This is a genomic window from Gemmiger gallinarum, assembly GCF_014982805.1.
Taxonomy (GTDB): domain Bacteria; phylum Bacillota; class Clostridia; order Oscillospirales; family Ruminococcaceae; genus Gemmiger; species Gemmiger gallinarum.
On sequence record NZ_JADCKC010000001.1, the window covers coordinates 761,908 to 787,494 of the forward strand.

General features: G+C 62.8%; 18 protein-coding genes. 2 read left to right on the forward strand and 16 right to left on the reverse strand.

All coding sequences use genetic code 11. The features are described 5' to 3' along the window. Positions 1-198: 198 nt before the first annotated feature. From INF35_RS03630 to miaB, 16 genes are all read right to left on the reverse strand, one after another. Positions 199-1,239, reverse strand: a complete 1,041-nt coding sequence (locus tag INF35_RS03630; protein ID WP_193500158.1) for an ABC transporter substrate-binding protein — start codon at positions 1,237-1,239, stop codon at positions 199-201. 263 nt (positions 1,240-1,502) lie between these two features. Beyond that, a complete protein-coding gene (locus INF35_RS03635) occupies positions 1,503-2,270 on the reverse strand; it encodes an MBL fold metallo-hydrolase (RefSeq protein WP_193500159.1) in 768 nt (255 codons plus the stop codon). Between the two features lie 184 nt (positions 2,271-2,454). Then, the gene (locus INF35_RS03640; RefSeq protein WP_193500160.1) at positions 2,455-2,928 is read right to left on the reverse strand and encodes a PTS sugar transporter subunit IIA; all 474 of its coding nucleotides are present in this window, start codon (positions 2,926-2,928) and stop codon (positions 2,455-2,457) included. A gap of 22 nt (positions 2,929-2,950) precedes the next feature. Continuing rightward, positions 2,951-3,778 carry an HAD family hydrolase gene (locus tag INF35_RS03645; protein WP_193500161.1) on the reverse strand — a complete coding sequence of 276 codons (828 nt, stop codon included), beginning with the start codon at positions 3,776-3,778 and terminating at the stop codon, positions 2,951-2,953. Further along, positions 3,775-4,701, reverse strand: coding sequence for an RluA family pseudouridine synthase (locus INF35_RS03650; RefSeq protein WP_193500162.1), 927 nt, complete (start codon positions 4,699-4,701; stop codon positions 3,775-3,777). Before INF35_RS03650 ends, INF35_RS03645 begins: the two co-directional genes overlap by 4 nt. Then, the gene (lspA, locus tag INF35_RS03655) at positions 4,688-5,191 is read right to left on the reverse strand and encodes a signal peptidase II (RefSeq protein WP_193500163.1); all 504 of its coding nucleotides are present in this window, start codon (positions 5,189-5,191) and stop codon (positions 4,688-4,690) included. Before lspA ends, INF35_RS03650 begins: the two co-directional genes overlap by 14 nt. 243 nt (positions 5,192-5,434) lie before the next feature. Then, positions 5,435-8,209, reverse strand: a complete 2,775-nt coding sequence (gene ileS / locus INF35_RS03660) for an isoleucine--tRNA ligase (RefSeq protein WP_193500164.1) — start codon at positions 8,207-8,209, stop codon at positions 5,435-5,437. A gap of 158 nt (positions 8,210-8,367) precedes the next feature. Beyond that, positions 8,368-9,396 (reverse strand): DivIVA domain-containing protein, encoded by a 1,029-nt coding sequence (locus INF35_RS03665; RefSeq protein WP_193500165.1) that lies wholly within the window; start codon positions 9,394-9,396, stop codon positions 8,368-8,370. A gap of 67 nt (positions 9,397-9,463) precedes the next feature. After that, entirely contained in the window at positions 9,464-10,285 is an 822-nt protein-coding gene (locus tag INF35_RS03670; protein WP_193500166.1) for a YlmH family RNA-binding protein, read from the reverse strand. Next, complete coding sequence (locus INF35_RS03675) at positions 10,269-10,730, reverse strand: cell division protein SepF (protein WP_193500167.1); 462 nt, start codon at positions 10,728-10,730, stop codon at positions 10,269-10,271. The genes INF35_RS03670 and INF35_RS03675 overlap by 17 nt, the downstream gene beginning before the upstream one ends. A gap of 273 nt (positions 10,731-11,003) precedes the next feature. Then, positions 11,004-12,239, reverse strand: coding sequence for an HlyD family efflux transporter periplasmic adaptor subunit (locus tag INF35_RS03680; protein ID WP_193500168.1), 1,236 nt, complete (start codon positions 12,237-12,239; stop codon positions 11,004-11,006). Between the two features lie 40 nt (positions 12,240-12,279). Then, entirely contained in the window at positions 12,280-13,230 is a 951-nt protein-coding gene (miaA, locus tag INF35_RS03685) for a tRNA (adenosine(37)-N6)-dimethylallyltransferase MiaA (RefSeq protein WP_235983092.1), read from the reverse strand. Beyond that, a complete protein-coding gene (mutL, locus tag INF35_RS03690; protein ID WP_193500169.1) occupies positions 13,214-15,412 on the reverse strand; it encodes a DNA mismatch repair endonuclease MutL in 2,199 nt (732 codons plus the stop codon). Before mutL ends, miaA begins: the two co-directional genes overlap by 17 nt. An 86-nt stretch (positions 15,413-15,498) precedes the next feature. Further along, positions 15,499-18,114 (reverse strand): DNA mismatch repair protein MutS, encoded by a 2,616-nt coding sequence (mutS, locus tag INF35_RS03695; RefSeq protein ID WP_193500170.1) that lies wholly within the window; start codon positions 18,112-18,114, stop codon positions 15,499-15,501. A 109-nt stretch (positions 18,115-18,223) separates the two neighbouring features. Then, a complete protein-coding gene (locus tag INF35_RS03700; protein WP_193500171.1) occupies positions 18,224-18,631 on the reverse strand; it encodes a YlbF family regulator in 408 nt (135 codons plus the stop codon). A 52-nt stretch (positions 18,632-18,683) separates the two neighbouring features. Then, positions 18,684-20,072 carry a tRNA (N6-isopentenyl adenosine(37)-C2)-methylthiotransferase MiaB gene (gene miaB / locus INF35_RS03705; RefSeq protein WP_235983093.1) on the reverse strand — a complete coding sequence of 463 codons (1,389 nt, stop codon included), beginning with the start codon at positions 20,070-20,072 and terminating at the stop codon, positions 18,684-18,686. Between the two features lie 447 nt (positions 20,073-20,519). On the opposite strand from miaB, the gene uvrB reads away from it, so the two are divergent. Beyond that, positions 20,520-22,580 carry an excinuclease ABC subunit UvrB gene (gene uvrB / locus INF35_RS03710; protein ID WP_193500172.1) on the forward strand — a complete coding sequence of 687 codons (2,061 nt, stop codon included), beginning with the start codon at positions 20,520-20,522 and terminating at the stop codon, positions 22,578-22,580. Next, positions 22,577-25,528, forward strand: a complete 2,952-nt coding sequence (gene uvrA, locus INF35_RS03715) for an excinuclease ABC subunit UvrA (RefSeq protein ID WP_235983094.1) — start codon at positions 22,577-22,579, stop codon at positions 25,526-25,528. The genes uvrB and uvrA overlap by 4 nt, the downstream gene beginning before the upstream one ends. Positions 25,529-25,587: the final 59 nt, after the last annotated feature.

Genomic DNA, 25,587 nt, shown 5'->3' on the forward strand with positions numbered 1-25,587 from the left:
CCCTGTGCAGCGATCCCCCGGTCACCGGCCGGAATCCGGCCCGCAGAACAAGGTCCGCCGCACGTTTGTTGTTGGTTGCCCGAAGGCTCCCTGTAAAAAGTGTATAGACCATATTAGTATAGCAAAAAGGCGGGAAAAAGGGAAGTCCTTTTTCCCGCCCTTGCGGATTCATGCGGTAAGGATGCGCTATGGGGACGATCAGCCCTCGATGGCGACATAGTCGTCGGGAACGGTGATGTTCAGCTGCTCACAGTTGGTGGGATTGTACTTCTTGGTGAAGTTGGGAGCGTACTCGATGGGCATGGTGGAGATGTCCGCCTCACCGGTCAGGACCTTGACTGCCATTTCGCCGGTGGCATAGCCCAGGTCGTAGTAGCTGATGGACAGGGTGGCAACGCCGCACCCGCCGCAGATGCCTTCCTCACCGGCGATGATGGGCACACCGGCGGGCAGGCAGATGTTGTTGATGATCTCGGTGTTGGAAGCCGCCGTGTTGTCGGTGGGAACATAGATAACGTCACACTCGCTGGCTGCGCTGGTGGCGATGGTGGACAGATCATTAGAGTCGCTGAAGGAGTAATCGGTGCAGGTGTAGCCCATCTCGGTCAGGTAGTTGGAGACCTGCTCCACCTGGTACTCGCTGTTGGGCTCGGCGCTGCAGTAAAGCATGCCCACATTGGGATACTCCGCCACCGGGAAGAATTCGCTGAGCATGGCCGCCTGCTGATCCAGCGGGGCCAGGTCACTGGTGCCGGAGATATTGCCGCCCACCGTGCCGTCAAAGCCGTCAATGCCGAGAGCCACGCCGTACTCAGTGACCGAGGTGCCCAGAATAGGAATCTCGGAGGTGCCTGCCGCAGCGGCCTGCAGGGCGGTGGTACCGTTGGCCATGATCAGATCATAGCCGCTGGAGACAAAGCCGTTGATGATGGTGGAGCAGGTGTTGGCATCGCCCTGAGCGTTCTGCTCGTCAAAGGTGACGCCATCCTCACCGAAGGCCTCCACCAGGGCGTCCTTGAAGCCCTGGGTCGCCGAATCCAGCGCCTCATGGGGCTGCTGCTGGCAGATGCCGATGGTATAGCTGGTGCCGGATGCCGTGCCTTCCGACGCCTCCGAAGTGGCCGCCGATGCCTCCGAGGAGGTATCCGCCGCCTGGGACGAAGAATCGGAACCGCCGCTGCATGCGGCCAGGCTGAGTGCCATACAGGCTGCCGTCAGGATAGAAAGTGCCTTTTTCATATTGTTTTCTCCCCATTCATTTTTCGCCGGGGCGCCGCCTGCCGTTCGGCGGGCAGTGTCCTCATCCCCTTTGGCGATTTAATGTATTAAAGTATATCACAGGCTTTTTTCCATTTCAATGGTTAATCATACAGTTTCTTGGCTTGTTATGTTCCTGTTTTCGGCATTTTCAACAGAGTTGGTTCAGTTTTCTCAAAAAACTGCCGGTTTCCGTCGGGCATGGGAGTTTCCCCTCCCGCAGTCCCGGCATTGCCGCCTGCCGCTCAGATATGAATCTGAAACCCGTCAAAGGAAAAAACGCCGCTCCCTGTGCGAAGGAGTCCCTGACGTGCCAGGCTTTGCCAGGCCGCATTCACCCGGGCGGCGAAATCCGGGGACATCTCCAGCCGGTGATGGCCGGGGAAGATCCGCTTCAGCGGAAGCGTGCAGACCCGTTCCACCGACCGGGCAAACTGCTGCGGGTCAGTGGTGGGATAAAAGGCATCCAGACAGCCTGCATAGAGCAGGTCCCCGGCAAAGAGGGTGCCCCGTTCCGCCTCATAAAAGCAGCAGTGTCCGGGAGAATGCCCCGGCGTGTGGAGCACCTGCACCTGACGCCCGCCCAGATCGATGCAGTCCCCGTCGCGGAGCAGCTCCCCTGCCCCGCCTGCGTAGACACGGTAGTTTTCCGTGCGGAAGCCCTCCGGAAATGGGCAGGGCCGGGCGGTGAGATTGGCCCGGACCACCTGGGGCGGCAGCGGGAAGCTTCCTGAAAGCCAGTCTGCCTCCGCCTCGTGCACCGCGATGCGGGAAAAGCAGTTCAGTCCGCCCATATGGTCCCAGTGCGCATGGGTGAGGGCAGCCAGGACCGGCAGTTTTGTCAGTCGGCGGACCACCGCCCCCATATCCGCCACCCCCAGCCCCGTGTCGATGAGCAGGGCACGCTCCCGCCCGCAGAGAAGATAGCTGTGAGGCTCCTCCCAGTGGAGGGGCTCACTGATGACAAAGGTATCGGCGTCGATGGCCTCAACGGCAAACCAGGGTTCCGGCATGGCGGGCATCTCCTTTCCGGGCATGGATCCTGCCTAAACTGTTGTGTTCCATTATAGCACAGATCGGCCCGACTTTTTTATAGAACGGTGCAGCGGCCTCCACGGCCTTTTCCTGCCCGGACACAAAAAAAGGAGCCGAACGCCATTCATTAGCGTTCGGCTCCGGACAGAGCAGATGGATGATTCAGTCGGCAAAGCGCTCGGCCTCGGCACGGGCCAGCAGCTCGATGAAGCGCTCCCGGGACTGAGCCTGACGCAATGCCTGGGTCAGGTTGTTGTCCGACAGCAGGTTGACCAGCCGCGCCAGAATCAGCAGATGCTCGCTCTGGGCATGGGGCGGCATGGCCACCATAAAGATCAGATCCACCGGTCTGCCGTCCGGTGCACCCCAGTCAAGACCTTCGTTGAGGCCCAGGGCCGCCACACCCGGCGCTGCCACCCCTGCGTTGCAGGCATGGGGCAGGGCGATTCCCTCCCCGATGGCCGTGGAGCCGCCGGCGGTCTCCCGGTCACAGACCGCATTGTAATAGGCCGTGCCGTTGGTGATGATGCCGCCGGCTTCCTGCAATTCCACCAGCACTCCCAGAGCGTTGGAGGCATCCGGGACATCGGCGTGTACCAGCACGCTTTCCCGGCTGAGCAGCTGACTGACTTTCATGGCAGATTCCTCCGCTGGGGCATCAGCCCGTGACGGTGTTGATGAGACGGTAGAGGTACTCCCCCACCGCGCCCTCGGAACAGGTGCAGGTGGTGACCTCGTCGGCGTTGGCCTTGACCTCCCCCGGCGCATTGGCCACCGCCACCGAATGGCCCGCAGCCTTCATGATCTCCAGATCATTGTAGTAGTCCCCGATGACAATGGTCTTTTGCAGCGGTTCTCCCAGCAGAGTGCACAGGTCCCGCAGGCCGGAGGCCTTGCCCACACTGCCGGGCATAATCTCAAAGTAAATGCTGTTGGTGGCCAGAAAATAGTTTTCCCTGCCGTAATACTTGGTCTTGGCGTACTGGGACAGCTTGCGGATCATCTCCGGCGGCCCCGCAAAGACCACCTTGACCCAGCCGTCGGGGACGCTCTCCAGCGGGCAGCAGACCCCGGGGATTTTCTCGTCCACCTGATGGGCGTGGGTATACTCGTTGGCATGGACCACATACAGCTCCCCCGCATGGGCCATGACCTCCACGCCCAGACGCGGAAACTGCCGCAGGATATCGTTGATGGCCAGGGTGGCCTGGTTCCGGTCCAGTGTGGCACGGCGCAGCACCGTGTTGGTGGAAAAGTCGTACAGCAGCGAGCCGTTGCAGGAAATGGCCGGCAGCGAAAGCTCGATATCCCCCAGCGCCGCGCGGATGGATTCCGGCGGACGCCCGGTGGCAACGGTGAACCGCCCGCCCAGCTGGGTGAACAGCTTGATGACTGTCCGGTTGCAGGCGGGGATGCCCTCCTTTGCGGTCAGCAGCGTATTGTCCATATCGCAAAAGACAAGATAGTCGTGCAGACTCTGCTTCATTGACGGCTTTCCTTTCTCAGTTTCGTCAGAAATTCATTGAAATACGCCGGCAGCGGCGAATCAAACTGCATGTACTCCCCCGTGGCCGGATGGACAAAGCCCAGTTCCTTGGCGTGAAGGCACTGGCCGTTCAGGGCACGGATGACGTTGCGGGGACCGTAGACTCCATCTCCTGCCAGCGGGTGGCCGATGGAAGCCATGTGCACCCGGATCTGATGGGTCCGCCCCGTCTTGAGGCGGCAGGCAATATAGGTAAAGCTGCCGAACCGTTCCAGCACCTGCCAGCCGGTGTAGGCATAGCGGCTGTGGTTGTCAGTGACGGCCATTTTCTTGCGGTCCCGGGGATCCCGGCCGATGGGAGCCTCCACAAAGCCGGCGTCCTCCTTCAGGTTGCCGTAGACCACCGCGTGATAGACCCGATGGATGGAATGGACGCTCATCTGCTCACTCAGGGCCTGATGGGCCTCGTCGTTCTTGGCGATGACCAGAAGGCCGCTGGTGTCCTTGTCGATGCGGTGGACAATGCCGGGACGGATGGCCCCGCCGATGCCCGAAAGCTGCCCCGCACAGTGGTAAAGCAGCGCGTTGACCAATGTGCCGTCGGGGTTGCCGGGGGCGGGATGCACCACCATGCCCTTGGGCTTGTTGACCACGATCAGGCTGTCATCCTCATAGACGATGTCCAGGGGGATGTCCTGGGGCTGGGCGTCCAGCGGGCGCGGGTCGGGGATGGTGATGGATACCCGGTCCCCTGCCCGTACCTTGTACCGCTTGGGGGCGGGGCTGCCGTTGCAGAGGGCAGCCCCTTCCTCCATGAGGTTCTGCAGGGCGCTGCGGGTGATGCCCTTGCACTGTTCCGTCAGAAAGCGGTCCAGGCGCTGGCCTTCCACCTCGGGTCCGGCGGTGAACTCAAGTGTCTGCATCGGTGGTGTGCTCCTCCCCGGAGGGTTTCTTTTTGCGGTCGCCCAGTTCGCCCCACAGCACGCAGACAAACAGCAGGGCAACGCCCACCGTCACGCAGATATCGGCAAAATTGAAGATGGCAAAATCCACAAACAGAAAATTGATGTAATCGACCACCTGACCGCTGGCAATACGGTCGATCAGGTTGCCGACGCCGCCGCCCAGGACCAGCGTCCAGGCGATGCGCTCCAAAAGGGGCGGCTTGCGCAAAAGCAGGTAGCCCAGCAGCACGATGAGCGCCACCGAGGTCACTGCAATGAGAAAGCCCTGCTTGCCCCACAGTAGCGAGAAAGCCATGCCCTCATTGAGAGAATAGCGCAGCTCCACCACATGGGGAATCAGCGTCATGGTGCCGATGGGCTGCAGGTTTGCGGTAGCCCAAACCTTGAGCAGCTGGTCGATGCCGACCAGCACCGCAGCCGCGGCGATGGATAAAATACCGGAAAGCATGCGGTCCTCCCTGTGATCGCCCGCAAAGCGGGCCAAACCAGCCGAGTGCCGGCCCTCCCCTTTCGTCGGAACAGTACCGCCGCAGGGCATAACACAAGGCACAGTGGCAGAATGCCGTGTGACACGGCACCCGCCTTTGCAAACCTTGCGTTCGGCCTTGGGGCCGGACCGGGCGGTCCGCCTCAAAGCGCCCTCGACATTGCTCCGCCTCAGCAGGAAAACCGGCAGCTCGTCGTTATTGTATTATTTTGCCAGAACTTTGGCGCAGCGCGGGCAGAGGCCTTCCTCGTTGACCCCGTCGTCGTACTTCCAGCAGCGCAGGCACTTGGCGCCGTGGGCATGCTCGGCAGCAACGCCCAGGCCCTCGCAGATGCCCTTGACGCCGCCTTCACCCTTGACCAGGTTGACCTGGGAGACGATGAGCAGATCGGCCAGCTCATCCATGGGGATGGCGTTGAGGAAGTCGTACATGGCATCGCTGCAGTACAGGGTGACACAGGCTTCCAGAGAGGAACCGATGACCTTGTCGGCACGGGACTGCTCCAGCACCTTCTTGACATCGTCGCGCACGGCCATGACCTTGTCCCACTTGGCGGTGAAAGCCTCGTCGGGAGCCTGACCGGCCTCGGGCATCTGCTCGAAGACGACATAGTCCTTCATGCCGGGCAGTTTGGGGATATAGCTCCAGATCTCCTGGCTGGTGAAGCAGAGGATGGGAGCCAGCAGACGGGTGAAGTCCACCAGAATGCGGTAGAGGGCCGTCTGGGCGCAGCGGCGGGCATGATCGTCGGCGCAGTAGAGGCGATCCTTGATGACATCCATATAGAAGTTGGACATATCCAGGACGCAGAAGTTATAGATGGCGTGGTAGGCGCGGGAGAAGTCGTAGTGCTCGTAGGCGTCGCGTACGGTGGCGGTCAGGGCACGGATGGACTGCAGAGCCCAGCGGTCGATCTCGAACAGCTGGTCCTCCTCCACCATATCCTTGGCCGGGTCAAAGCCGTTCAGGTTGCCCAGCATGAAGCGGGCGGTGTTGCGCATCTTGCGGTAGGCCTCGGACAGCTGGCGGAAAATCTCCTTGCCGGCGCGCACGTCCACGGTGTAGTCGCTGGAGGCGACCCACAGCCGGACGATATCGGCGCCGTAGTCACGGATGAGCTCGGAGGGCTCCACGCCGTTGCCGGCGGACTTGTGCATCTGCTTGCCCTGCTCGTCCACGACCCAGCCGTGGCAGAGAACACCCTTGTAGGGGGCGACACCCTCGGTGGCAACGCTGGTCAGCAGGCTGGACTGGAACCAGCCGCGGAACTGGTCGGCACCCTCCATGTAGAGGTCGACGGGCCAGTGCAGCTCGGGACGCTCCCGGCAGACAGCGCTCCAGGTGGAGCCGGAGTCGAACCAGACATCCATGATGTCGGGGTCCTTCTCCCAGTCGGAGGCACCGCACTCGCAGACCTCGGTCTTGGGCATGATGTCGTTGGCGTCGTACTTGTACCAGGCGTCGCTGCCCTCCTTGCGGAACAGGTCGCTGACCGCCTTGATGGAGGCGTCGGTGATGTGGTACTTGCCGCACTTCTTGCAGTAGAACACCGGGATGGGCACGCCCCAGACGCGCTGACGGCTGATGCACCAGTCGCTGCGGTCGCGGACCATGCCCTGCATGCGGTCATGACCCCAGGCCGGCTGCCAGTGCACGCTGTCGATGGCCTTGTACACATCCTCCTTGAAGGCGTCGATGGAGCAGAACCACTGCTCGGTGGCGCGGAAGATGATGGGATGGTGGCAGCGCCAGCAATGGGGATACTGGTGGACGATGTGCTGCACGCCCATCAGGTTGCCGGTGCCCTTGATGTGCTCCAGAATGACCTTGTTGGCATCCCAGACCTTGAGGCCGGCGAACTCCTCCCCTGCCTCGGCGGTCAGGCGGCCGGCCTCGTCCACGGGAACAACGACGGGCAGCTGGGGATAGTGCTGGGTGCAGACCTCAAAGTCCTCGACGCCGTGACCGGGCGCGGTGTGGACGCAGCCGGTGCCGCCTTCCAGGGTGACATGGTCGCCCAGGATGACCAGGCCAGTGCGGTCGAGGAAGGGATGCTGGTACTCCAGCATTTCCAGTTCGGAGCCCAGAACACGGGGCTCCAGAACGGTGTAGTTCTCAATGTGGCAGGCTTCCATGGTGGCCTTGACCAGGTTGGCGGCCATGATGTGGTACTGGCCGTCGATCTCCACAAAGGCGTACTCGATGGAGGGGTTCAGGCAGGTAGCCACGTTGGCGGGCAGCGTCCAGGTGGTCGTCGTCCAGATGACGATCCAGGCCTTGTCCAGAGGGATGCCGTACTTGGCCAGCACACCCTTGGGATCGTTCTTCAGCTTGAAGCGGACGTAGATGGAATCGCATCCGTCCTCGGCGTACTCGATTTCAGCCTCGGCCAGGGCGGTGCGGTCCTCGGGGCACCAGTAAACGGCCTTCATGCCCTTGTAGATGTAGCCCTTCTTGGCCATCTCGCCGAAGATCTCCACCTGGCGGGCCTCAAACTCGGGCTTGAGGGTCAGGTAGGGGTTGTCGAAGTCGCCCTGAACGCCCAGGCGCTTGAACTGGGAGTTCATAACATCGATGTGCTCGGTGGCAAACTCCTTGCAGATCTTGCGCAGGTCCAGCTTGGAGATGCCGGACTTCTTGTCCCCCAGAGAGCCCAGAGCCTTCAGCTCGATGGGCAGGCCGTGGGTATCGTAGCCGGGAATGTACGGCGCGCAATAGCCGGACATATTCTTGTACCGGACAATGATATCCTTGATGATCTTGTTCAGGGCAGTGCCCATGTGAATGCTGCCGTTGGCGTACGGAGGGCCGTCGTGAAGAATGAAGGACGGCTTGCCTTCGTTGTTCTTAATCATCTGCTCGTAGACATGGTTTTTCTCCCAGTCCTCCAGCATGACCGGCTCTTTCTTCGGCAGGCCCGCCCGCATCTGGAACGGTGTGGACGGCAGATGGATGGTGTCATTGAAATTCTGCGCCAATGTTTCCTACTCTCCTCTATACTTCATTCACGCACAAACCCGGCACGGCCGGACGCGGAGGTCTGCCCGCCCAACAGGACTGCGGCTGCTCCGGCCCGGCGCACCGGTGTCGGTACGCGGTATCATGATACATGCCCCGCAAAGGGCACGTATGGCTGTCAACTGTCAAAATCCACGCCGGCAAAGGTGTCAAAGGACGCGGGCAGCGGGTCCGGCTGGGGCTGCTGCTTTTTGGTGCGGCGGGTGGAACTTCTGCGGGTGGTGGATTTGCTGCGGGTGGTCTTTTTGGGGGCCGGGGGCTCCTCCGCAGGCAGGTCATACAGGCCTGCGCCGGGCTGGAATTTTCCGGGCGATGCCGGGGCTGCCGGTGCGGCGGGGGCAGGCGGGTCCTCCCGCAGGTCCTCCGGCTCGTCCGGTTTGGGTGCAATGGCAAACTCCACCGTATCCACCTTTTCCTCGGTCTCGGGGAGAGCCTCATCCTCCGAGTCCCCGTAATAGGGCTCGGGGTCGGGCTCCGGCTGGGCCTCCTGCACCGGTTCCGGCTCAAAGGCAGGCGCCGGTTCCTCATAGGCAGGCTGCGGGGCCTCAAAGGCGGGCTGGGCATCGTAGGCCGGCTGCGGCTCATAGGCAGGTTCCGGCTCCGGCGTCTCGTACACCGGCTGGGGCACTGCCTGAGCCTGCGGCTGCGGTTCGGGCTGCGGCTCCGGCTCGTCGTCCTCCGGCGGCGGCTCCACCGTGTCGGAAGCCTCCGGGATCTTGGAAAGCAGCTCAATATGCTTGCGGTACATGGCAAGCAGAGACTTCTTGAAATTTTCCGTTTCCTTGCGGATGGTGGTCAGCTCCTGCTGGGCCAGTTCCACCTCATCGCGGGCACGCTGCTCCCGGTCCTCGGCACGGATGTTGGCGGCGCGGATCACTTCGGCGGCCTTCTGCTTGGCCTCCTTGATGACGTTCTCGCCCAGGCGCTGGGCATTGATGAGGGTGGTGTGCAGGGTGTCCTCCTCGGCACGGTACTGGTCAATGCGCTGGGCCAGCACAACGAGCTTCTTCTGCAGATCCTCGTTCTCCGCGCTGAGGGCGTCCAGACTGTCCGCCACCTGTCTGAGATAATCATCGACATCGTCACAGCGATAGCCCCGCATGGCTTTTTCAAATGTGACGCGCCGTACATCCTCCGAAGCGATCATTCTTTATTCCTCCTGTCTCGGGCCCTGCCCGGGATTGGCTGTAAGGCCGAAAGCCGCGCTTGGTTGTTCAGTACTGATAAAACAGGATAAACGTGCGGTCGCTGCGGCTTTTGCCGCCGATCTCCTGTAACCGGTAGCGGCCGCTGCCGCGTACCGTGAAAATGTCCCCCGCGTAAACCGCATCATGGGCGCTGCGCAGGGGAACGTGATTGACCTGGACCCGGCCCTCGGATATGACCTGGGCCGCCTGCCCGCGGGAAGTGTGCAGCATGGCCGCCAGCACCGAGTCTGCGCGCAGCGAACTCACCGTGGCCTGCCGGAGCTGACGTTCCGGCTCCCGCAGGGCGGATTCCGGCGGCTGGGTGCAGGGCTCTGCATCCAGCCGGACACGGCCCGCCGCCGTCAGGTTGGCGGAGACAAACTCCGCCTTGTCCTCCAGCAGGAAGAGATAGTACTCCCCCGGATGGTCCGGGTCGGGGCGGATGTCGCCCAGACAGGTCCGTTCCAGACCCAGCCCCAGCACGGCCCCCAGGATGTCCCTGTGTTCCGGCGCCGCCGTTCCCGATGCCAGATGGGCATGGAGGTGCAGGCAGGCAACGGGCTCCTCCTGCCAGGCATCCTCCGGTTCGATGCAGAGCACCCGGCGTTCCGCCTCCGAAAAACCGCCCCAGAAACGGATACAGGTGGTCTGGGCCCGGTTTGCGGCAGCCTCTGCCAGAGACTGCTCCCGATCGGACAGAAAGCCGGTATGGCGGGGAATGCCCCGGCGCACGGCCAGGGTGCACAGTTCCTCCACCCGGCGCATCAGACGGCGCTCCTCCTCATTCTGAGGCGGAAGAAAGCCGCGGACTGCCGTGCCGGTTTCGCCGGGATCAGAAGAATACGCCATTGTTCTCCAGCTCGTCGATCAGGTCGCCCATGATATCGACGTTGTAGGGGGTAATGATGAAGGTGCTGGTGGCGACCCGCTTGATCTGGCCGTTGTTGGCATAGGCAACACCGGACAGGAAATCGATCAGGCGGCGGGAGACCTCCTTGTTGGTGGACTCCAGGTTCAGCACCACGGTGCGCTTGGCGTTGAGCTGGTCCGCAATGGTGGAAGCATCGTCAAAGCGCTCGGGCTTGACCAGCACAACCTGAAGCTGGGTCGTCGCATTGATGTTGACGACCTTGTTGCGCTGTTTGGCAGCTTCGGCCTGGGCATAGGTATCCTGAGCCGCAGAGCCCTGTCCGCCACCGGCAAAGACCTCGTCCTCACCGCCGTCCAGGTACTCGTCATCCTCCGGGTCCGGATTGATACCAAGCATATTTTTGAAGCCTTCGAACATGGACATGATGGATTCTCCTTAACTTATGGCTGTTGCAGCCCCGTGGGCTGCCTGCCGTACAAACGGCAGATTTTCACTGAATACAGCGATATACATTAAGTATTATCGCTTTTTCAGCGTCAAAAGTCAATAGCACATGGCTTTTCAGACTCAGACCGGAAAAACGACGGTTTTTCTGCCAAAAATGCCGCCCGCTTTGTAAAAATAGCCTCAGCGGGCGGCATTTTGAGCCGTTCGCAGCAGTTTTGCCGCGCAAATATTTGACTGTGTGTCCGGTTATTACATCAATTTTCCATCCTGAAGGTTGGTGCCCTCCACAATGACCTCGTCATAGAGGCGGACCTCATTGTCGGTACCCACCGCGCCGTCGGTGTCCACCAGAATATAGTCCTCGTTCTGGTAGAGGATGGTGATCTTGCGGAAACGCTGGAGGTTGCCCACCTTGACGTAGACGCCGTTGTTGCCGTCCACGATGTGCAGCGCCTTGCTGTCAATGCGGATGCCGGTGTAGGTGTGCAGGTCGATCTGAGCGGTCTCCTGCCCCAGGGTCAGCACCTCGGCATTGATGGTGCCGCATTCCAGCACGATCTTGGCCAGGCCTGCCTCCTCGTCCTGCTCCACCGACACCACCGTGGCGGACAGCGGGTCGTCCTGTTTGCCGGGCACGCTGATCTTGACGGTGGAGAGCCCGTCAAACCGGGCGGCGGTGTCCAGGTCGCAGGTGGCATAGAACCGCCAGGAAAAGCCCGCCACGATCCAGCCCGCCGTGTTGTCGGTGGAGGCGGTAAGGTCCTGCCCCAGCAGAGAGGCCAGGTCGGAGGGCGAGGCGTTGTCCGCCGTTTCCTGGTCCAGAGTGGTGAGGTGGGCGGCATCCGACGCCACAAAGTAGCCGTTTTTCTCGGCCACCAGATTCTGCAGCCCGTCCAGCTGGGCGGCGATGGAATCCCGCTCCGCCTGCAACTGAGCGATGGTGTCCTCAAAACCGGTGCTCTGTCCTGTGGAGATCTGCAGCCGGTTCTGGGCCAGCAGGAACTCCTCCTCGGCGGTGCGGATGCTGCCGTAGGCTCCCCGGTCCAGCTGGTCCAGCAGGTTGTAAAGGGCCGACCGGGTCTGGGTGGTCAGCACCGAGAGATCGCTGCCCGACGAGTTCTGGGACTTGTTGAGCAGGGAGATCTCCCGGTCCAGATTGGTCAGGGCCTCCCGCTGCAGGTCCTGGCCCTCGGCGGTGTAGCACTCGGCAATGACGGTTCCCATTGTGACCCGCTCGCCGTTGTCCACAAGGTAGCCCAGGTCGCCGCTGCCCGCCACCGGGGTGGCATCGAACACCGCCGCGCCGGTGAGCTGGATGCTGTCCGACATGGTGGCCAGAATGGCGGTCTCTGTCTTATAGGTATGATGAAGAATGGCGTAAAGCTGTACGCCCACGTACAGCACGGCAAAAATCAGGATGGCGGTGATAAGGGCCACTGCCACATTTTTGCCCACGCGGCGGCGCTCGGCCGGATCTCTCTCCATGGGTATGTCTTTCTCCCCTGGCGGGGTATCGGCGGCCGGGTCAGTCCTCCCCGGCCAGGAATTGGCGGACTAGCTCCCCGGCACGCTGAGGCGTGTCAGGGCGTTCGATCTCCAGCCAGACGGCATCGGCCTGGCGGCGGAACCAGGTCAGCTGGCGCTTGGCATAGTTGCGGGATGCCTGCTTGAGTTTGTCGGTGCACTGCTCCAGCGTCCCGGTCCCCTCAAAATAGGGGAAGAACTCCTTGTACCCGATGGCCTGGGCCGCCGTGCGGAACCGGTCCCGGTTGTGCCAGACGTACTCGGCCTCCGGCAGAATGCCCGCCTCCACCATGCGGTCCACCCGCAGGTCGATGCGGCGGTAAAGTTCCGCCCGGTCGGCACAGGTCAGGCAGATACACAGTGCCCGGTAAGGCTTTTGGGCCGGCAGGGACGCGGCCCGCTGCTCGCTCATAGTGTGCCCGGTGAGGTGGTAGAGTTCCAGGGCCCGGATGACCCGGTGGGTGTTGTTGGGGTGGAGGGTCCGGGCGTAGTCGGGGTCCAGGCGGCAAAGCTCTTCATAGACGGCCTGGCCCTCCCCGTTGTCGATGCGCGCCTGCAGGGCGGCCCGGAAGGCGAGGTCCTCCTTCTGGGGGGCAAAGCTCACCCCGTTGAGAAGGCTGGAAATATACAGCCCGGTTCCCCCGACGATCAGGGGCAGCTTTCCCCGGGCGGTGATGTCCCGGATGGCGGCGTCCGCCCGGGCGGTGAACTCCGCCACGCTGAAGAGCTCGTCGGGGGTCAAGATATCGATGAGGTGATGGGGTATCCCCTGCATTTCCTCCGGCGTGACCTTGGCGGTGCCCACGTCCAGGCCTTTATAGATCTGCATGGAGTCGGCGCTGATGATCTCGCCGTCAAACTCCTTTGCCAGGGCAACGGACAAAGCCGTCTTGCCGGTGGCGGTGGGGCCCCCGATGGCTACCACTCGGGGCAGGTCAGACAATGCGGCCAAACTGTTTTTCCAGCTCCTTCCGGGTGATCTTGAGGACACAGGGGCGGCCATGGGGGCAGAAGGGCGGCACTCTGCCGTCCAGAATCTGCTGGGCCAGAGCCAGCAGCTCGGCGGGATTGCTGCGGTCCCCTGCCTTGACGGCGGCGCGGCAGGCAATGGAGTGAAGCATCCACTCGGTCTTTTCCCGCAGGGCGTCGCCGCCCTTGGCCAGCCGGGCCGCCAGCTCGATGAGCATATCCTCCACATCGTCCACCGGCACATCCGCCGGAACCGCCCGGACAATGACGGTGGCCCCGCCGTAGTCCTCGGCCTCGATGCCAGCGTCCTCCAGCAGTTTCTGGTTCTGCAGGACCGCCAGCTTTTCTTCCGCCGAGAGGTTGACCTGTACCGGCACCAGAAGCATCTGGGCGGGCACATTGCCGTAATCCTTGGAGAGCTTTTCAAAAAGGATGCGCTCGTGGGCGGCGTGCTTGTCAATGAGGCAAAGCTCCCCCGACCGCTCGGTGATGATGTAGGTGCGGAACACTTCCCCCACCAGGCGCAGGGGTTCACTCTCCGGCGCGGGGGCCAGGGTGGTCTGTTCCGGGCTGCCGCCGGGCAGGGCGCTGAGGGCCGGGGCAGTCCCGGCGTTCTCCGCCTCCCCGGCGCCAGGCTCCAGGGTAAAGCTGGTCTGTTCAGGAGCTTCCTCCGGTGCGGGAGCAGGCTGACCGGCAGGGGCCGGGGCTTCCTCCGCCGCAGGGGCGGCAGCGGGCGCCGGCTCGGCAGGGGCTGCAGGGAGTGTGGCGGGGAGATTCTTCGCCGCGGAGGTGGTTTCCTCCTCCGGCAGGTCGGGCAGAATGTCCAGAACCGCCTCCGAGGCTCCGCGGGGAATGCTGCCCGGGGCGGGTACATCCTGTGCGGCGGGAGCAGTCGGGGCCGCTTTGTTGTAGTCCTCCCGTGCCGAATGGATGGCCGCCTGTCCCGGCGCCGCGGTGATGCCGGGCACCGGGCGGGGCGGGATGGGGTCGGTCAGGCTGCGGGCCGCCCGGTACTGGGCCGCCGTCATGGTGGCAAAACCGCCGGTATTTCCCGGGTGATGGGCCGTTCCCTGGCCGGCAGCTGCCGGGCGGGCGGGGGCCTGAGGGGCAGGCTGGGCCTGGGCGGGCTGCTTGCCGTGCTCCCCGTGGTCCATGGAGAAGCGGCATTCCCCGCTGCCGGGTGTGGTGAGGGCGTTGCGCACTGCGCGGTAGACTGCGTCGAAGACGTCGCCCTCCCGGGCAAAGCGGATCTCGGTCTTGGCCGGGTGGACATTCACGTCCACCAGCTCGGCAGGCATGGTGAGCATGAGGACGCCGCCGGGGAACTTGCCCTGCATGAGGGTGCCTTTGTAGGCGTTTTCCATGGCGGCCATCATGGTGCGGTTTTTGACGTAGCGGCCGTTCACATAGAAATACTGGGCCCCGCGGGAGGCACGGCAGGCACGGGGCGGCGTGACCAGACCGGTCACCTGATAGACGCCCAGCTCCCCCTCCACTGGCAGCAGATCCCGGGCAAAGTCCCGGCCCACCGCCGCATGCACCGCGCTGAGCAGCTTGCCGTCGCCGGGGGTGACGAACTGCAGCTTGCCCTCCCGCTCAAACCGGAAGGAGATCTCCGGATGGGACAGGGCGGTGTGCAGCACCACGTCGGCCACAAAGGTGCCCTCGCTGGCATCCTTTTTGAGGAACTTCATCCGGGCGGGCGTGTTGTAGAACAGATCCCGCACCGTGATGGTGGTACCCACCGGGCGGGCGCCGGGCTCCATGCCCTGCTCCTCCCCGCCGGCAATGCGGTAAAGGCAGGCGTACTCGTCGGCCTGGGTGCGGGTCAGGACCTCCACCCGGGCCACGCTGGCGATGGAGGCCAGCGCCTCCCCCCGGAAGCCCAGGGTGTGAATGCTGTTCAGATCCTCCGCCGTCTTGATCTTGCTGGTGGCATGGCGGATGAAGGCCTTGTCGATGTACTCGGCCTCGATGCCGGTGCCGTTGTCCACAATCTGCAGCAGCTCAATGCCGCCCCGGCGGATGGAGATCGTGATCTTGGTCGCGCCTGCGTCGATGGCGTTTTCCAGCAGTTCTTTTGCCACCGAGGCGGGGCGTTCCACCACCTCGCCCGCGGCGATGAGTTCGGATGTGTGCTTATCCAGCACGCGGATCTCTGCCATAAGTCACCTAGCCTTTTGCAATGGGGAAGCGGATATACCGTGCACCTGTACCGGGCACGGCGTCCGGGATATTGTATCAAGGCGCCTTACTTTGCCAGCGCCTTTTTCAGTTCGTAGAGGAAGTTCAGGGCCTCGATGGGGGTGAGGGTCTCCACATCCACGCTCTTGAGCTTGTCCACCACCTCGCTGGGGACCTCGGGGTTCTGGTAGGCGTGGACTGTCTCAAAGTCCAGCTGCATGGAGGCGTTTGCCCCGGGGGCCGAGGCCTCCAGCTGGCGCAGCACCTCGTGGGCGCGGCGGGTCACACTGGAGGGCAGACCTGCCAGTTTGGCCACCTCGATGCCGTAGCTGTCGTCCGCCGGGCCGGCCACGATGCGCCGCAGGAAGGTGATGTCCTCCCCGCGCTTTTTCACGGCGATGTTATAGTTCTTGACGCCGTCCACGTCCTGTTCCAGCTCGGTGAGCTCGTGGTAGTGGGTGGCAAACAGCGTCTTGCAGCCGATCTTCTCGCAGATATGCTCCACCACCGCCCGGGCAATGCTCATGCCGTCAAAGGTGGAGGTGCCCCGGCCGATCTCGTCCAGGATGACCAGGCTGTTTTTGGTGGCGTGTTCCAGAATCTCGGCCACCTCGGTCATCTCCACCATGAAGGTGGACTGGCCTGCCGCCAGATCGTCGGAGGCACCCACCCGGGTGAAGATGGCGTCCACCACGCCCACCCGGCAGGACGCCGCCGGCACAAAGCTGCCGATCTGGGCCATGAGGGCGATGAGGGCGTTCTGGCGCATGTAGGTGGACTTGCCCGCCATGTTGGGGCCGGTGATGATGAGCATCCGGTTGTCAGCCTCGTCCAGGGTGGTGTCGTTGGGGACGAACAGGCTGCCCTTGAGCATCTGCTCAATGACGGGGTGACGGCCCTCCGCAATGTCCAGCACGTCGCTGTCGTCCACGGTGGGCTTGACGTAGTTGTTGCAGACGGCCACCTCCGCAAAGGAGGCAAGCACGTCCAGCTGAGCCACGGCGGAGGCGGTCTTCTGGATGCGCAGGATCTCTCCCGAGATGGCGCTGAGCAGGTCGGCAAAAAGCTGATGTTCCAGCACCAGCAGCCGCTCGTTGGCGCCCAGGATCTTGTTTTCCAGGTCCTTCAATTCGGGGGTGATGTAGCGCTCCCCGGTGGTGAGGGTCTGCTTGCGGGTGAAGGTATCCGGCACGCTGCCGGTATAGGAGCGGCTGACCTCGATATAGTAGCCGAAAACCTTGTTGAAGCCGATCTTCAGCTTGGGGATGCCGGTCTCCTCCCGCAGGCGGGCCTCCATCTGGGAGAGGAAGCCCTTGCCGCCGTGCATGATGTCCCGCAGCTCGTCCACCTCGGCGTTGTAGCCCGCCCGGATGACGCCGCCGTCCTTGAGGTTGGCAGGCGGGTCGTCCCCGATGGCAGACCGGATGCGGGTGAGGATGTCGTTCAGCGGGTCGATGTCGGCGGCCAGCTTTTGCAGCAGGGGCGCCGTGGAAGCCTCCGCAATGCGGCGGACCTGGGGCAGGGCCTCACAGGTATCCCCCAGGGCACAGACCTCCCGGGGGGTAGCGGAGCCGTAGAGGATGCGGGTGGTCAGGCGCTCGATGTCAAACACCCGGCCCAGGGCTTCCTTGAGATCACCGCGGGCCACGTTCTCCTGGTAGAGGGCCTCCACCGCGTCCAGGCGGGCGTTGATGGCCGCCGAGTCCACCAGGGGCTGCTCGATCCAGGCGCGGAGCAGGCGCTTGCCCATAGAGGTCTCGGTTTTGTCCAGCACCCAGAGCAGAGTGCCTTTTTTCTCCCGGCCGCGCATGGTCTCGGTGAGTTCCAGGTTGGCCCGGGTCACCGGGGAGAGGCGCATGTACTGGGCGTCGGCATAGTTCTGCACCGCACGGATGCGCTCAATGCCGTGCTTCTGGGTCTCCTTGAGGTAGCCCAGCAGCATGCCCACCGCGTAGGGCACCATACCGCCCTCGGCAAAGCCGCAGGTCCTGCGCCAGTCCGCCCCGAACTGGGCGGTCAGCTCGGCGTCGATAACGCTGTCCTTGCAGCAGGCGTCCTCCCGCAGTTCCACCAGGGCGCTGGTGTGCTGCTTGATGTAGGCCGTCACGTCCTTCAGATCCAGCATGGCGGTGTTGATGAGGATCTCGCTGGGCATGTAGCGGCAGAGTTCGGTGATGATGGCCCCGCCCATCTTCTCGGCGGAGAGTTCAGTGGCGTAGGCCTCGCCGGTGGAGATATCGGCAAAGCAGACGCCTGCCCGCCAGCTGCGGCGCTGCTTTTTCAGGTAGATGGCGCAGAGGTAGTTGTTCTTGTCCTCGGCCAGCATGCTGCTCTCGATGACGGTGCCGGGGGTCACCACCCGGATGATGTCCCTCTTGACCAGGCCTTTTGCCAGGGCCGGGTCCTCCATCTGCTCGCAGATGGCCACTTTGTAGCCCTTGGCGATGAGCCGGGCCACATAGGTTTCATAGGAATGGAAAGGCACGCCGCACATGGGGGCGCGTTCTTCCTTGCCGCAGTTCTTGCCGGTCAGCGTCAGCTCCAGTTCCCGGGATGCGGTGAGGGCGTCGTCGTAGAACATCTCATAAAAGTCGCCCACACGATAAAAGAGAATCTCGTCCGGGTGCTGCTTCTTGATTTCAAAGTATTGCTGCATCATGGGAGAAACTGCCTGTTCCGCCATGTTTCACACTCCTGTTCCGGGCCGGGGCCGCATCGCGCGGTCCGGGGAAATCCTTCTTCGACAAAGGCGGGGGATACTCTCCCCCGCCGAAACGCTCTTTATCCGCCGATCAGTGGCAGCCGGAGCAGGACGCACAGCTGCCGGTGCAGCCGCCCTGGGGTGCCTGAACGGTCATGGGGTCGCCGCCGTTCATGGCGGTGTTGATGATGGCGTCGATGTGGTTGACCATGGCCTCGCACTCGCTCTTGGCGGCGTTGTAGCGCACCATGCCCTCGCTGGAGATGATCTGGGTGTAGAGGTCGTTGATCTTCTGGTTCAGCTCGGCAATGCGGGCGCTGTCGGGCTCGGCCTCGGCGCTGGCACGGTTGAGGTCGAGACGCTGCAGGTTGAACTCGCCGATCATCTTCTGCAGTTCCTCGTCGGCGTCATTCATGCGGCGGGCGGCGTCCAGCTCGAGATAACGGGGGTCGGTCTGCATGGCGGCAGCGGCTTTCTTGAACAGATCAATGCAATCCATGGTTAGGGTCTCCTTTGTTGTGTGTATTTTGTATTCTTTGCAGCGGGAAGGTTCATGCGTTGGTCACGGCTCTGCCGGTGAGCAGCGCCGCCCGGGAACCGGTGAGCTCCACGTCGGCCCAGCTGCCGATGAGCTCCTCCCCGCCGGGGAATTCGACGACCAGGTTGTTGTCCAGGCGTCCGTTGAGGGTGCCCGGCGTGCGGCCGCAGCCCTCCACCAGCACCCGCACCGTCTGGCCCGCCATGGCCGCGATGCGCGGGAAGGCGACCTCGTCCTGGGTGCGCAGCAGCCGCTCCATGCGGGCGGCCTTCTCGGCATGGGTGGTGGGGTCGGGCATCTCGGCAGCCTTGGTACCGCCGCGCCTGGAATAGATAAAGGTGAACAGCTGCATGTAGCCCACCTGTTTCACCAGTTCCAGCGTCTGCTCAAACTCCTCTTCCGTCTCACCGGGGAAGCCGACGATGATGTCGCTGGAGAAGGTCACGCCGGGGATTTTCTCCTTGGCGTAGTCGATGAGCTCCAGATACTGGGCAGAGGTGTAATGGCGGTTCATGGCCGACAGCACCCGGTCGCTGCCCGACTGCACCGGCAGGTGGATGTGCTTGCACAGGTGGTCGTTGGCGGCGATGGTATCGATGAGCTTATGGCTGGCATCCTTGGGGTGGCTGGTCATGAACCGGACCTTGTAGTCGCCCGGGGTCTGGCAGAGCAGGTTCAGCAGGTCGGCAAAGTCCATGGGCTCGGCCAGGCCCTTGCCGTAGCTGTTGACGTTCTGGCCCAGGAGGGTGATCTCCTTGTAGCCGGCCGCCACCAGGCTCTGGAATTCCTCCAGCACCGCCTGGGGTTCCCGGCTGCGTTCCCGTCCCCGCACATAGGGTACAATACAATAGGTGCAGAAGTTGTCGCAGCCGTACATGATAGGCAGCCAGGCCCGGAAGCCGGAATCCCGGCGGATGGGCATTTCCTCCACCACCGCATCCCGCTGCACCGGGTCCTGCAGATACCGCTTGCCCCGGCGGATGCGCTCGGCCAGGATGGCGGGCAGGCGGTCGATGCCGTCCACGCCGAAGACCAGATCCACATAAGGATAACTGGCGCGGAGCTTGTCCACCACGCTCTTTTGCTGGGCCATGCAGCCGCAGATGCCGATCATCAGCCGGGGGTTCTTCTCCTTCAGGCGCTTGAGGGCACCCACGTTGCCGAAGACCCGCTGCTCGGCGTGTTCCCGCACGGCGCAGGTATTGAACAGAATCAGGTCCGCCTGCTCCACATTGTCGCAGATGCCGTAGCCCACGTCCATCAGGACGCCGCGGATCTTTTCGCCGTCGTTGACGTTCTGCTGGCAGCCGTAGCTGTGCACATAGGCCATGGGCGGGGTGTCGTAATACTCGGCCAGCGTGCGCGCCGCGGCCGCATCATGGGTGTAAGTGGTCTTTTCCAAAGCCGTCTCTCCAAAGCAGTAATCGGGGGGTAACGTATCCTTTGCCGAAAAATGGGCACAGATACCAAATATACCGTTTCAGTATACCGCAAGCGGCGAAAAAGTACAAGAGCCCCCTGCCTGTGCTGCCGTGAAAATCCCTGCAAGTGACGAAACCAGCGTCAATGGCAGGGCTGCTCTTTTCCGGGCAAACAGCAAAAGGTCGGCCGCTCTGCCTCTCCTCTGCCGCTGCTTTTTCAGGATACACGGTTCTGCGGCGGCTGTTTGTTGCCGGGGTCACGATGCCCGACAGAATTTTCAACTATAGTGTTTACTCATAAAACAAAACGTGATATAATCGTTTTACAACCTATCGTTGTTAATCTGTTCACCCCGCTGGATTCTGCTTTTCAGGCTCCGGCGGGGTGTGACCTGCTCATTCTCTGTTCTTTTTGCAAAGGAGCTTTTATGGAAGAGCCTTCGATTTTTCATCTGCAGGCGCCCTTCTCCCCCACCGGCGACCAGCCCCAGGCCATTGACGCCCTGGTGGAGGGCATCAACCAGGGGGACAAAGCCCAGACGCTTCTGGGCGTCACCGGCTCGGGCAAGACCTTCACCATGGCGAACATCATCGCCCGGTGCAACCGCCCCACTCTGATCCTGGAGCCCAACAAGACGCTGGCCAGCCAGATCTGCACCGAGATGCGCAGCTTTTTCCCCGACGACGCGGTGGAATACTTCGTCTCCTACTACGACTATTACCAGCCGGAGGCCTACATTCCCTCCACCGATACCTATATTGAAAAAGACAGCGCCATCAACGACGAGATCGACCGGCTGCGGCACTCGGCCACGGCGGCCTTGTCCGAGCGGCGCAACGTCATCATTGTGGCCAGCGTCTCCTGCATTTACTCCCTGGGCGACCCTATCGATTACCGGAGCATGGTCATCAGCCTGCGCCCCGGCATGGAGATGAGCCGGGACGAGCTCTGCCGCCGCCTGGTGAAGCTGCAGTACGAGCGCAACGACATCAACTTTACCCGCAACAAGTTCCGGGTCCACGGGGATATTGTGGACATCTACCTGGCCTACATGGACGATCTGGCCATCCGGGTGGAGTTTTTCGGGGACGAGATCGACCGCATCAGCGAGATGCGCCCCCTCACCGGCGAGCGCCAGAACGTGGTGCGCCATGTGGCCATCTTCCCCGCCAGCCACTACATCGTCGGCCCCGAGAAGATGAAGGCGGGCCTTGCCAAGATTGCCCAGGAGATGGACGAGCAGGTGAAGAAATTCACCGAGGAGGGCAAGCTGCTGGAAGCCCAGCGCATTGCCCAGCGCACCAACTACGACATGGAAATGCTGCAGGAAGTGGGCATGTGCAAGGGCATCGAGAATTACTCGGCGGTGCTGTCCGGCCGGGCGCCGGGTTCCACCCCCACCACCCTGCTGGATTACTTCCCCAAGGATTTTCTGCTCATGGTGGACGAGAGCCACGTCATGCTGCCCCAGGTGCGGGGCATGTACGCCGGCGACCACAGCCGCAAAGCCACCCTGGTGGAGTACGGCTTCCGCCTGCCCTCCGCCTTTGACAACCGTCCCCTCCGGTTTGAGGAGTTCGAGGCCAAAGTCGGGCAGACTATCTTTGTCAGCGCCACCCCGGGGCCTTATGAGAAGGAGCACTCCACCCGGGTGGCCGAGCAGGTCATCCGCCCCACCGGACTGCTGGACCCCATCATTATGGTGCGGCCGGTGGAAGGCCAGATCGAGGACCTGCTGGGCGAGATCCGTACCCGCATCGACCGTGGCGAGCGCGCCCTGGTCACCACCCTCACTGTCAAAATGGCCGAGGACCTGACCAATTATCTGGAGGAGCACGGCGTCAAGGCCCGCTACCTCCACCATGAGGTGGACACCTTTGAGCGGATGGAGCTCATCAAGGACCTGCGCGTGGGCGCCATCGACGTGATTGTGGGCATCAACCTGCTGCGCGAGGGCCTGGACCTGCCGGAAGTCTCCCTCATTGCCATTCTGGATGCCGACAAGGAGGGCTTTCTGCGCAGCGAGACCAGCCTGATCCAGACCATCGGCCGCGCCGCCCGCAATGCCAACGGCGTGGTCCTGATGTACGCCGATGAGGTCACCCCCAGCATGGAGCGGGCCATCCTGGAGACCGAGCGCCGCCGGGGCATTCAGGACGCCTACAACAAGGCCCACGGCATCACGCCCAAGACCATCGTCAAGGCCATCTCCGGCGGGCTGGAGATCAGCATGTCGGAGGAGAACAAGAAACTTCGCCAGCACCGCATGAGCAAGGCCGAGCGGGAACAGACCATCGCCCGCCTGACCAAGGAGATGAAGGAGGCCGCCCGTCTGCTGGAATTCGAGCACGCGGCCTTCCTGCGTGACCAGATCCAGCGTTTGCAGCGGGGGGAGGACCCCACCGAAATGGATACCGAACAGCGGCAGGCCACCGACCAGAAGCGGCGGGCCGGAAGCAGAAAAGGCAGGGGGAAAGGAAAACATTGAGCAAGATCAAGATCGATCCCAATCAGCGCATCGTCATCAAGGGCGCCCGGGAACATAACCTGAAAAACGTGAATCTGACGCTGCCGCGCAACAAGATGATCGTTATGACCGGCCTGTCCGGCTCGGGCAAGTCCAGCCTTGCCTTTGACACCATCTACGCCGACGGCCAGCGCCGTTATATGGAGAGCCTTTCCAGCTACGCCCGGCAGTTTCTGGGCCAGATGGAAAAGCCCGACGTGGACGAGATCACCGGCCTGTCCCCGGCCATCTCCATCGACCAGAAAACCACCAGCCACAACCCCCGTTCCACCGTGGGCACCGTCACCGAGATCTACGATTATCTCCGTCTGATGTACGCCCGCATCGGCATTCCCCACTGCCCGGTCTGCGGGCGGGTCATCAGCCAGCAGAGCGTGGACGAGATGGTGGACGAGGTGCTGAAATTGCCCGAGCGCACCCGGTTTCAGGTGCTGGCCCCGGTGGTGCGCGGCCGCAAGGGCACCCAGCAGAAGGAGCTGGACGCCGCACGGCGGGCCGGCTATGTCCGTGTGCGCATCGACGGCAGCATGTACGATCTGGACGAGGAGATCAAGCTGGAGAAAAACCTCAAGCACACGGTGGAGATCGTAGTGGACCGCCTGTCCATCAACGACAGTGTGCGCAGCCGTCTGGCCGACTCCATCGAGACCGCCCTCAGCCTGACCGACGGGCTGGTCATCATCGATGTCATCGGCGGCGAGCCCATGCAGTTCAGCCAGAACTACGCCTGCCCCGAGCACGGCATCTCCATTGAGGAGCTGACCCCCCGGATGTTCAGCTTCAACAATCCCTTCGGCGCCTGCGAGACCTGCACCGGCCTGGGTACCTTCATGAAGGTGGACCCCGCCCGCATCATTCCCGACAAGCGCAAGTCCATCCGGGAGAGCGCCATCAAGGCCAGCGGCTGGTATTACGCCGAGGGCTCCATCTCGGAGATGTACTACGTCGCCCTGGGCAAGCGCTACGGCTTTACCCTGGACACCCCCATCAAGGAGATGAGCAAGGAGGCCGTCAACGCCATCCTGTACGGCACCAAGGGCGAAAAGCTGGAGATGCAGCGGGAGAACATGTTCGGCTCCGGCACCTATAAAAACGACTTTGAGGGCATCATCCCCAACCTGGAACGCCGCTTCCGGGAGACCAGCAGCGAGTGGGTCAAGGAGGAGATTGCCCAGGTCATGTCCAGCGAGGAATGCCCTTCCTGCCATGGCCGCCGCCTGAAACCCACCAGCCTGGCTGTGACGGTGGGCGGCATCAACATTTCCGACTTCTGCGACATGAGCGTCAATGAGGAGCTGGAATTCATCCAGACTGCCTCTGTGTCCGAACGGGACCAGATGATCGGCGCCTCCATCTTCAAGGAAGTGCGGGAGCGCCTGGGCTTTTTGCAGAGCGTGGGCCTGGGCTACCTCACCCTGTCCCGGGGCGCGGCCTCTCTGTCCGGCGGCGAGAGCCAGCGCATCCGTCTGGCCACCCAGATCGGCAGTGCCCTGACCGGCGTGCTCTACGTGCTGGACGAGCCCAGCATCGGCCTGCACCAGCGGGACAACGACAAGCTCATCGCCACCATGAAGCGGCTGCGGGATCTGGGCAATACCCTGATCGTGGTGGAGCACGATGAGGATACCATGCGCCAGGCCGACTATATTGTCGACGTGGGCCCCGGCGCGGGTGTGCACGGCGGCGAGATCGTAGCCGCCGGCAGTGTGGAGGACATCTGTGCCTCCAAGGGCAGCATCACCGGCGCCTACCTGTCCGGCCGCAAGGCGGTGGAGGTCCCCGCCGTCCGCCGGGAGGGCAACGGCAAGTTTTTGCGCGTAGTGGGTGCCCGGGAAAACAACCTCACCGGCATCAATGTGGATTTCCCCCTGGGCAAAATGATCTGCGTCACCGGCGTGTCCGGTTCCGGCAAATCCACGCTGGTCAACGAGATTCTGTACAAGACGCTGGCCGCCGCCCTGAACGGCGCCCGCAGCCGTCCCGGCCAGTGCGAGGAAGTGGAGGGCATGGAGTGGGTGGACAAGGTCATCGGCATTGACCAGTCCCCCATCGGCCGGACGCCCCGCTCCAATCCCGCCACCTACACCGGCGTGTTCGGCGATATCCGCACCCTGTTTGCCGAGACTCAGGAAGCCAAAATGCGCGGCTATGGGCCCGGCCGGTTCAGCTTCAACGTCAAGGGCGGCCGCTGCGAGGCCTGCGAGGGCGGCGGCATTCTCCAGATCGAAATGCACTTTTTGCCCGACATCTTTGTGCCCTGCGATGTCTGCAAGGGCAAGCGCTACAACCGGGAGACGCTGGAAGTCCACTATAAGGGCAAGACCATCGCCGACGTGCTGGACATGACGGTGGAGGAGGCCTGCAATTTCTTTGCCAACCTGCCCAAGATCCACCGCAAATTGCAGACCCTGCAGGAGGTCGGCCTGGGCTATATCCAGCTGGGCCAGGCCGCCACTACCCTGTCCGGCGGCGAAGCTCAGCGCGTCAAGCTGGCCAACGAGCTGGCCCGCCGGGACACCGGGCAGACCGTCTATATTCTGGACGAGCCCACCACCGGCCTGCATGTAGCCGACGTTCACCGTCTGGTCAAGGTGCTGGACAAGCTGGTGGATGCGGGCAACACCGTCATCGTCATCGAGCACAATCTGGATGTCATCAAGCGCGCCGATTATATCATCGACCTGGGTCCCGAGGGCGGCAGCGGCGGCGGCCGCATCGTCGCCACCGGCACGCCGGAACAGGTGGCCGAGAACCCCAACTCCTTCACCGGCCAGTACCTGAAACCGGTGTTGGAGCGCGGCAAGGCATACGCAGCGGCCCAAGCAGCTCTGGCCCAAGCAGCTCTGGAGAAGCAGGCGCCCGCCAAGAAGCCCCGGCGCAAGGCTGCTGCCAAAGACAGGGAAAATTGAAATTTCCTCTTGAGCAGCCTGCCGTGATATGGTAAACTGTCAGCAGGAAAGGCAGGTGA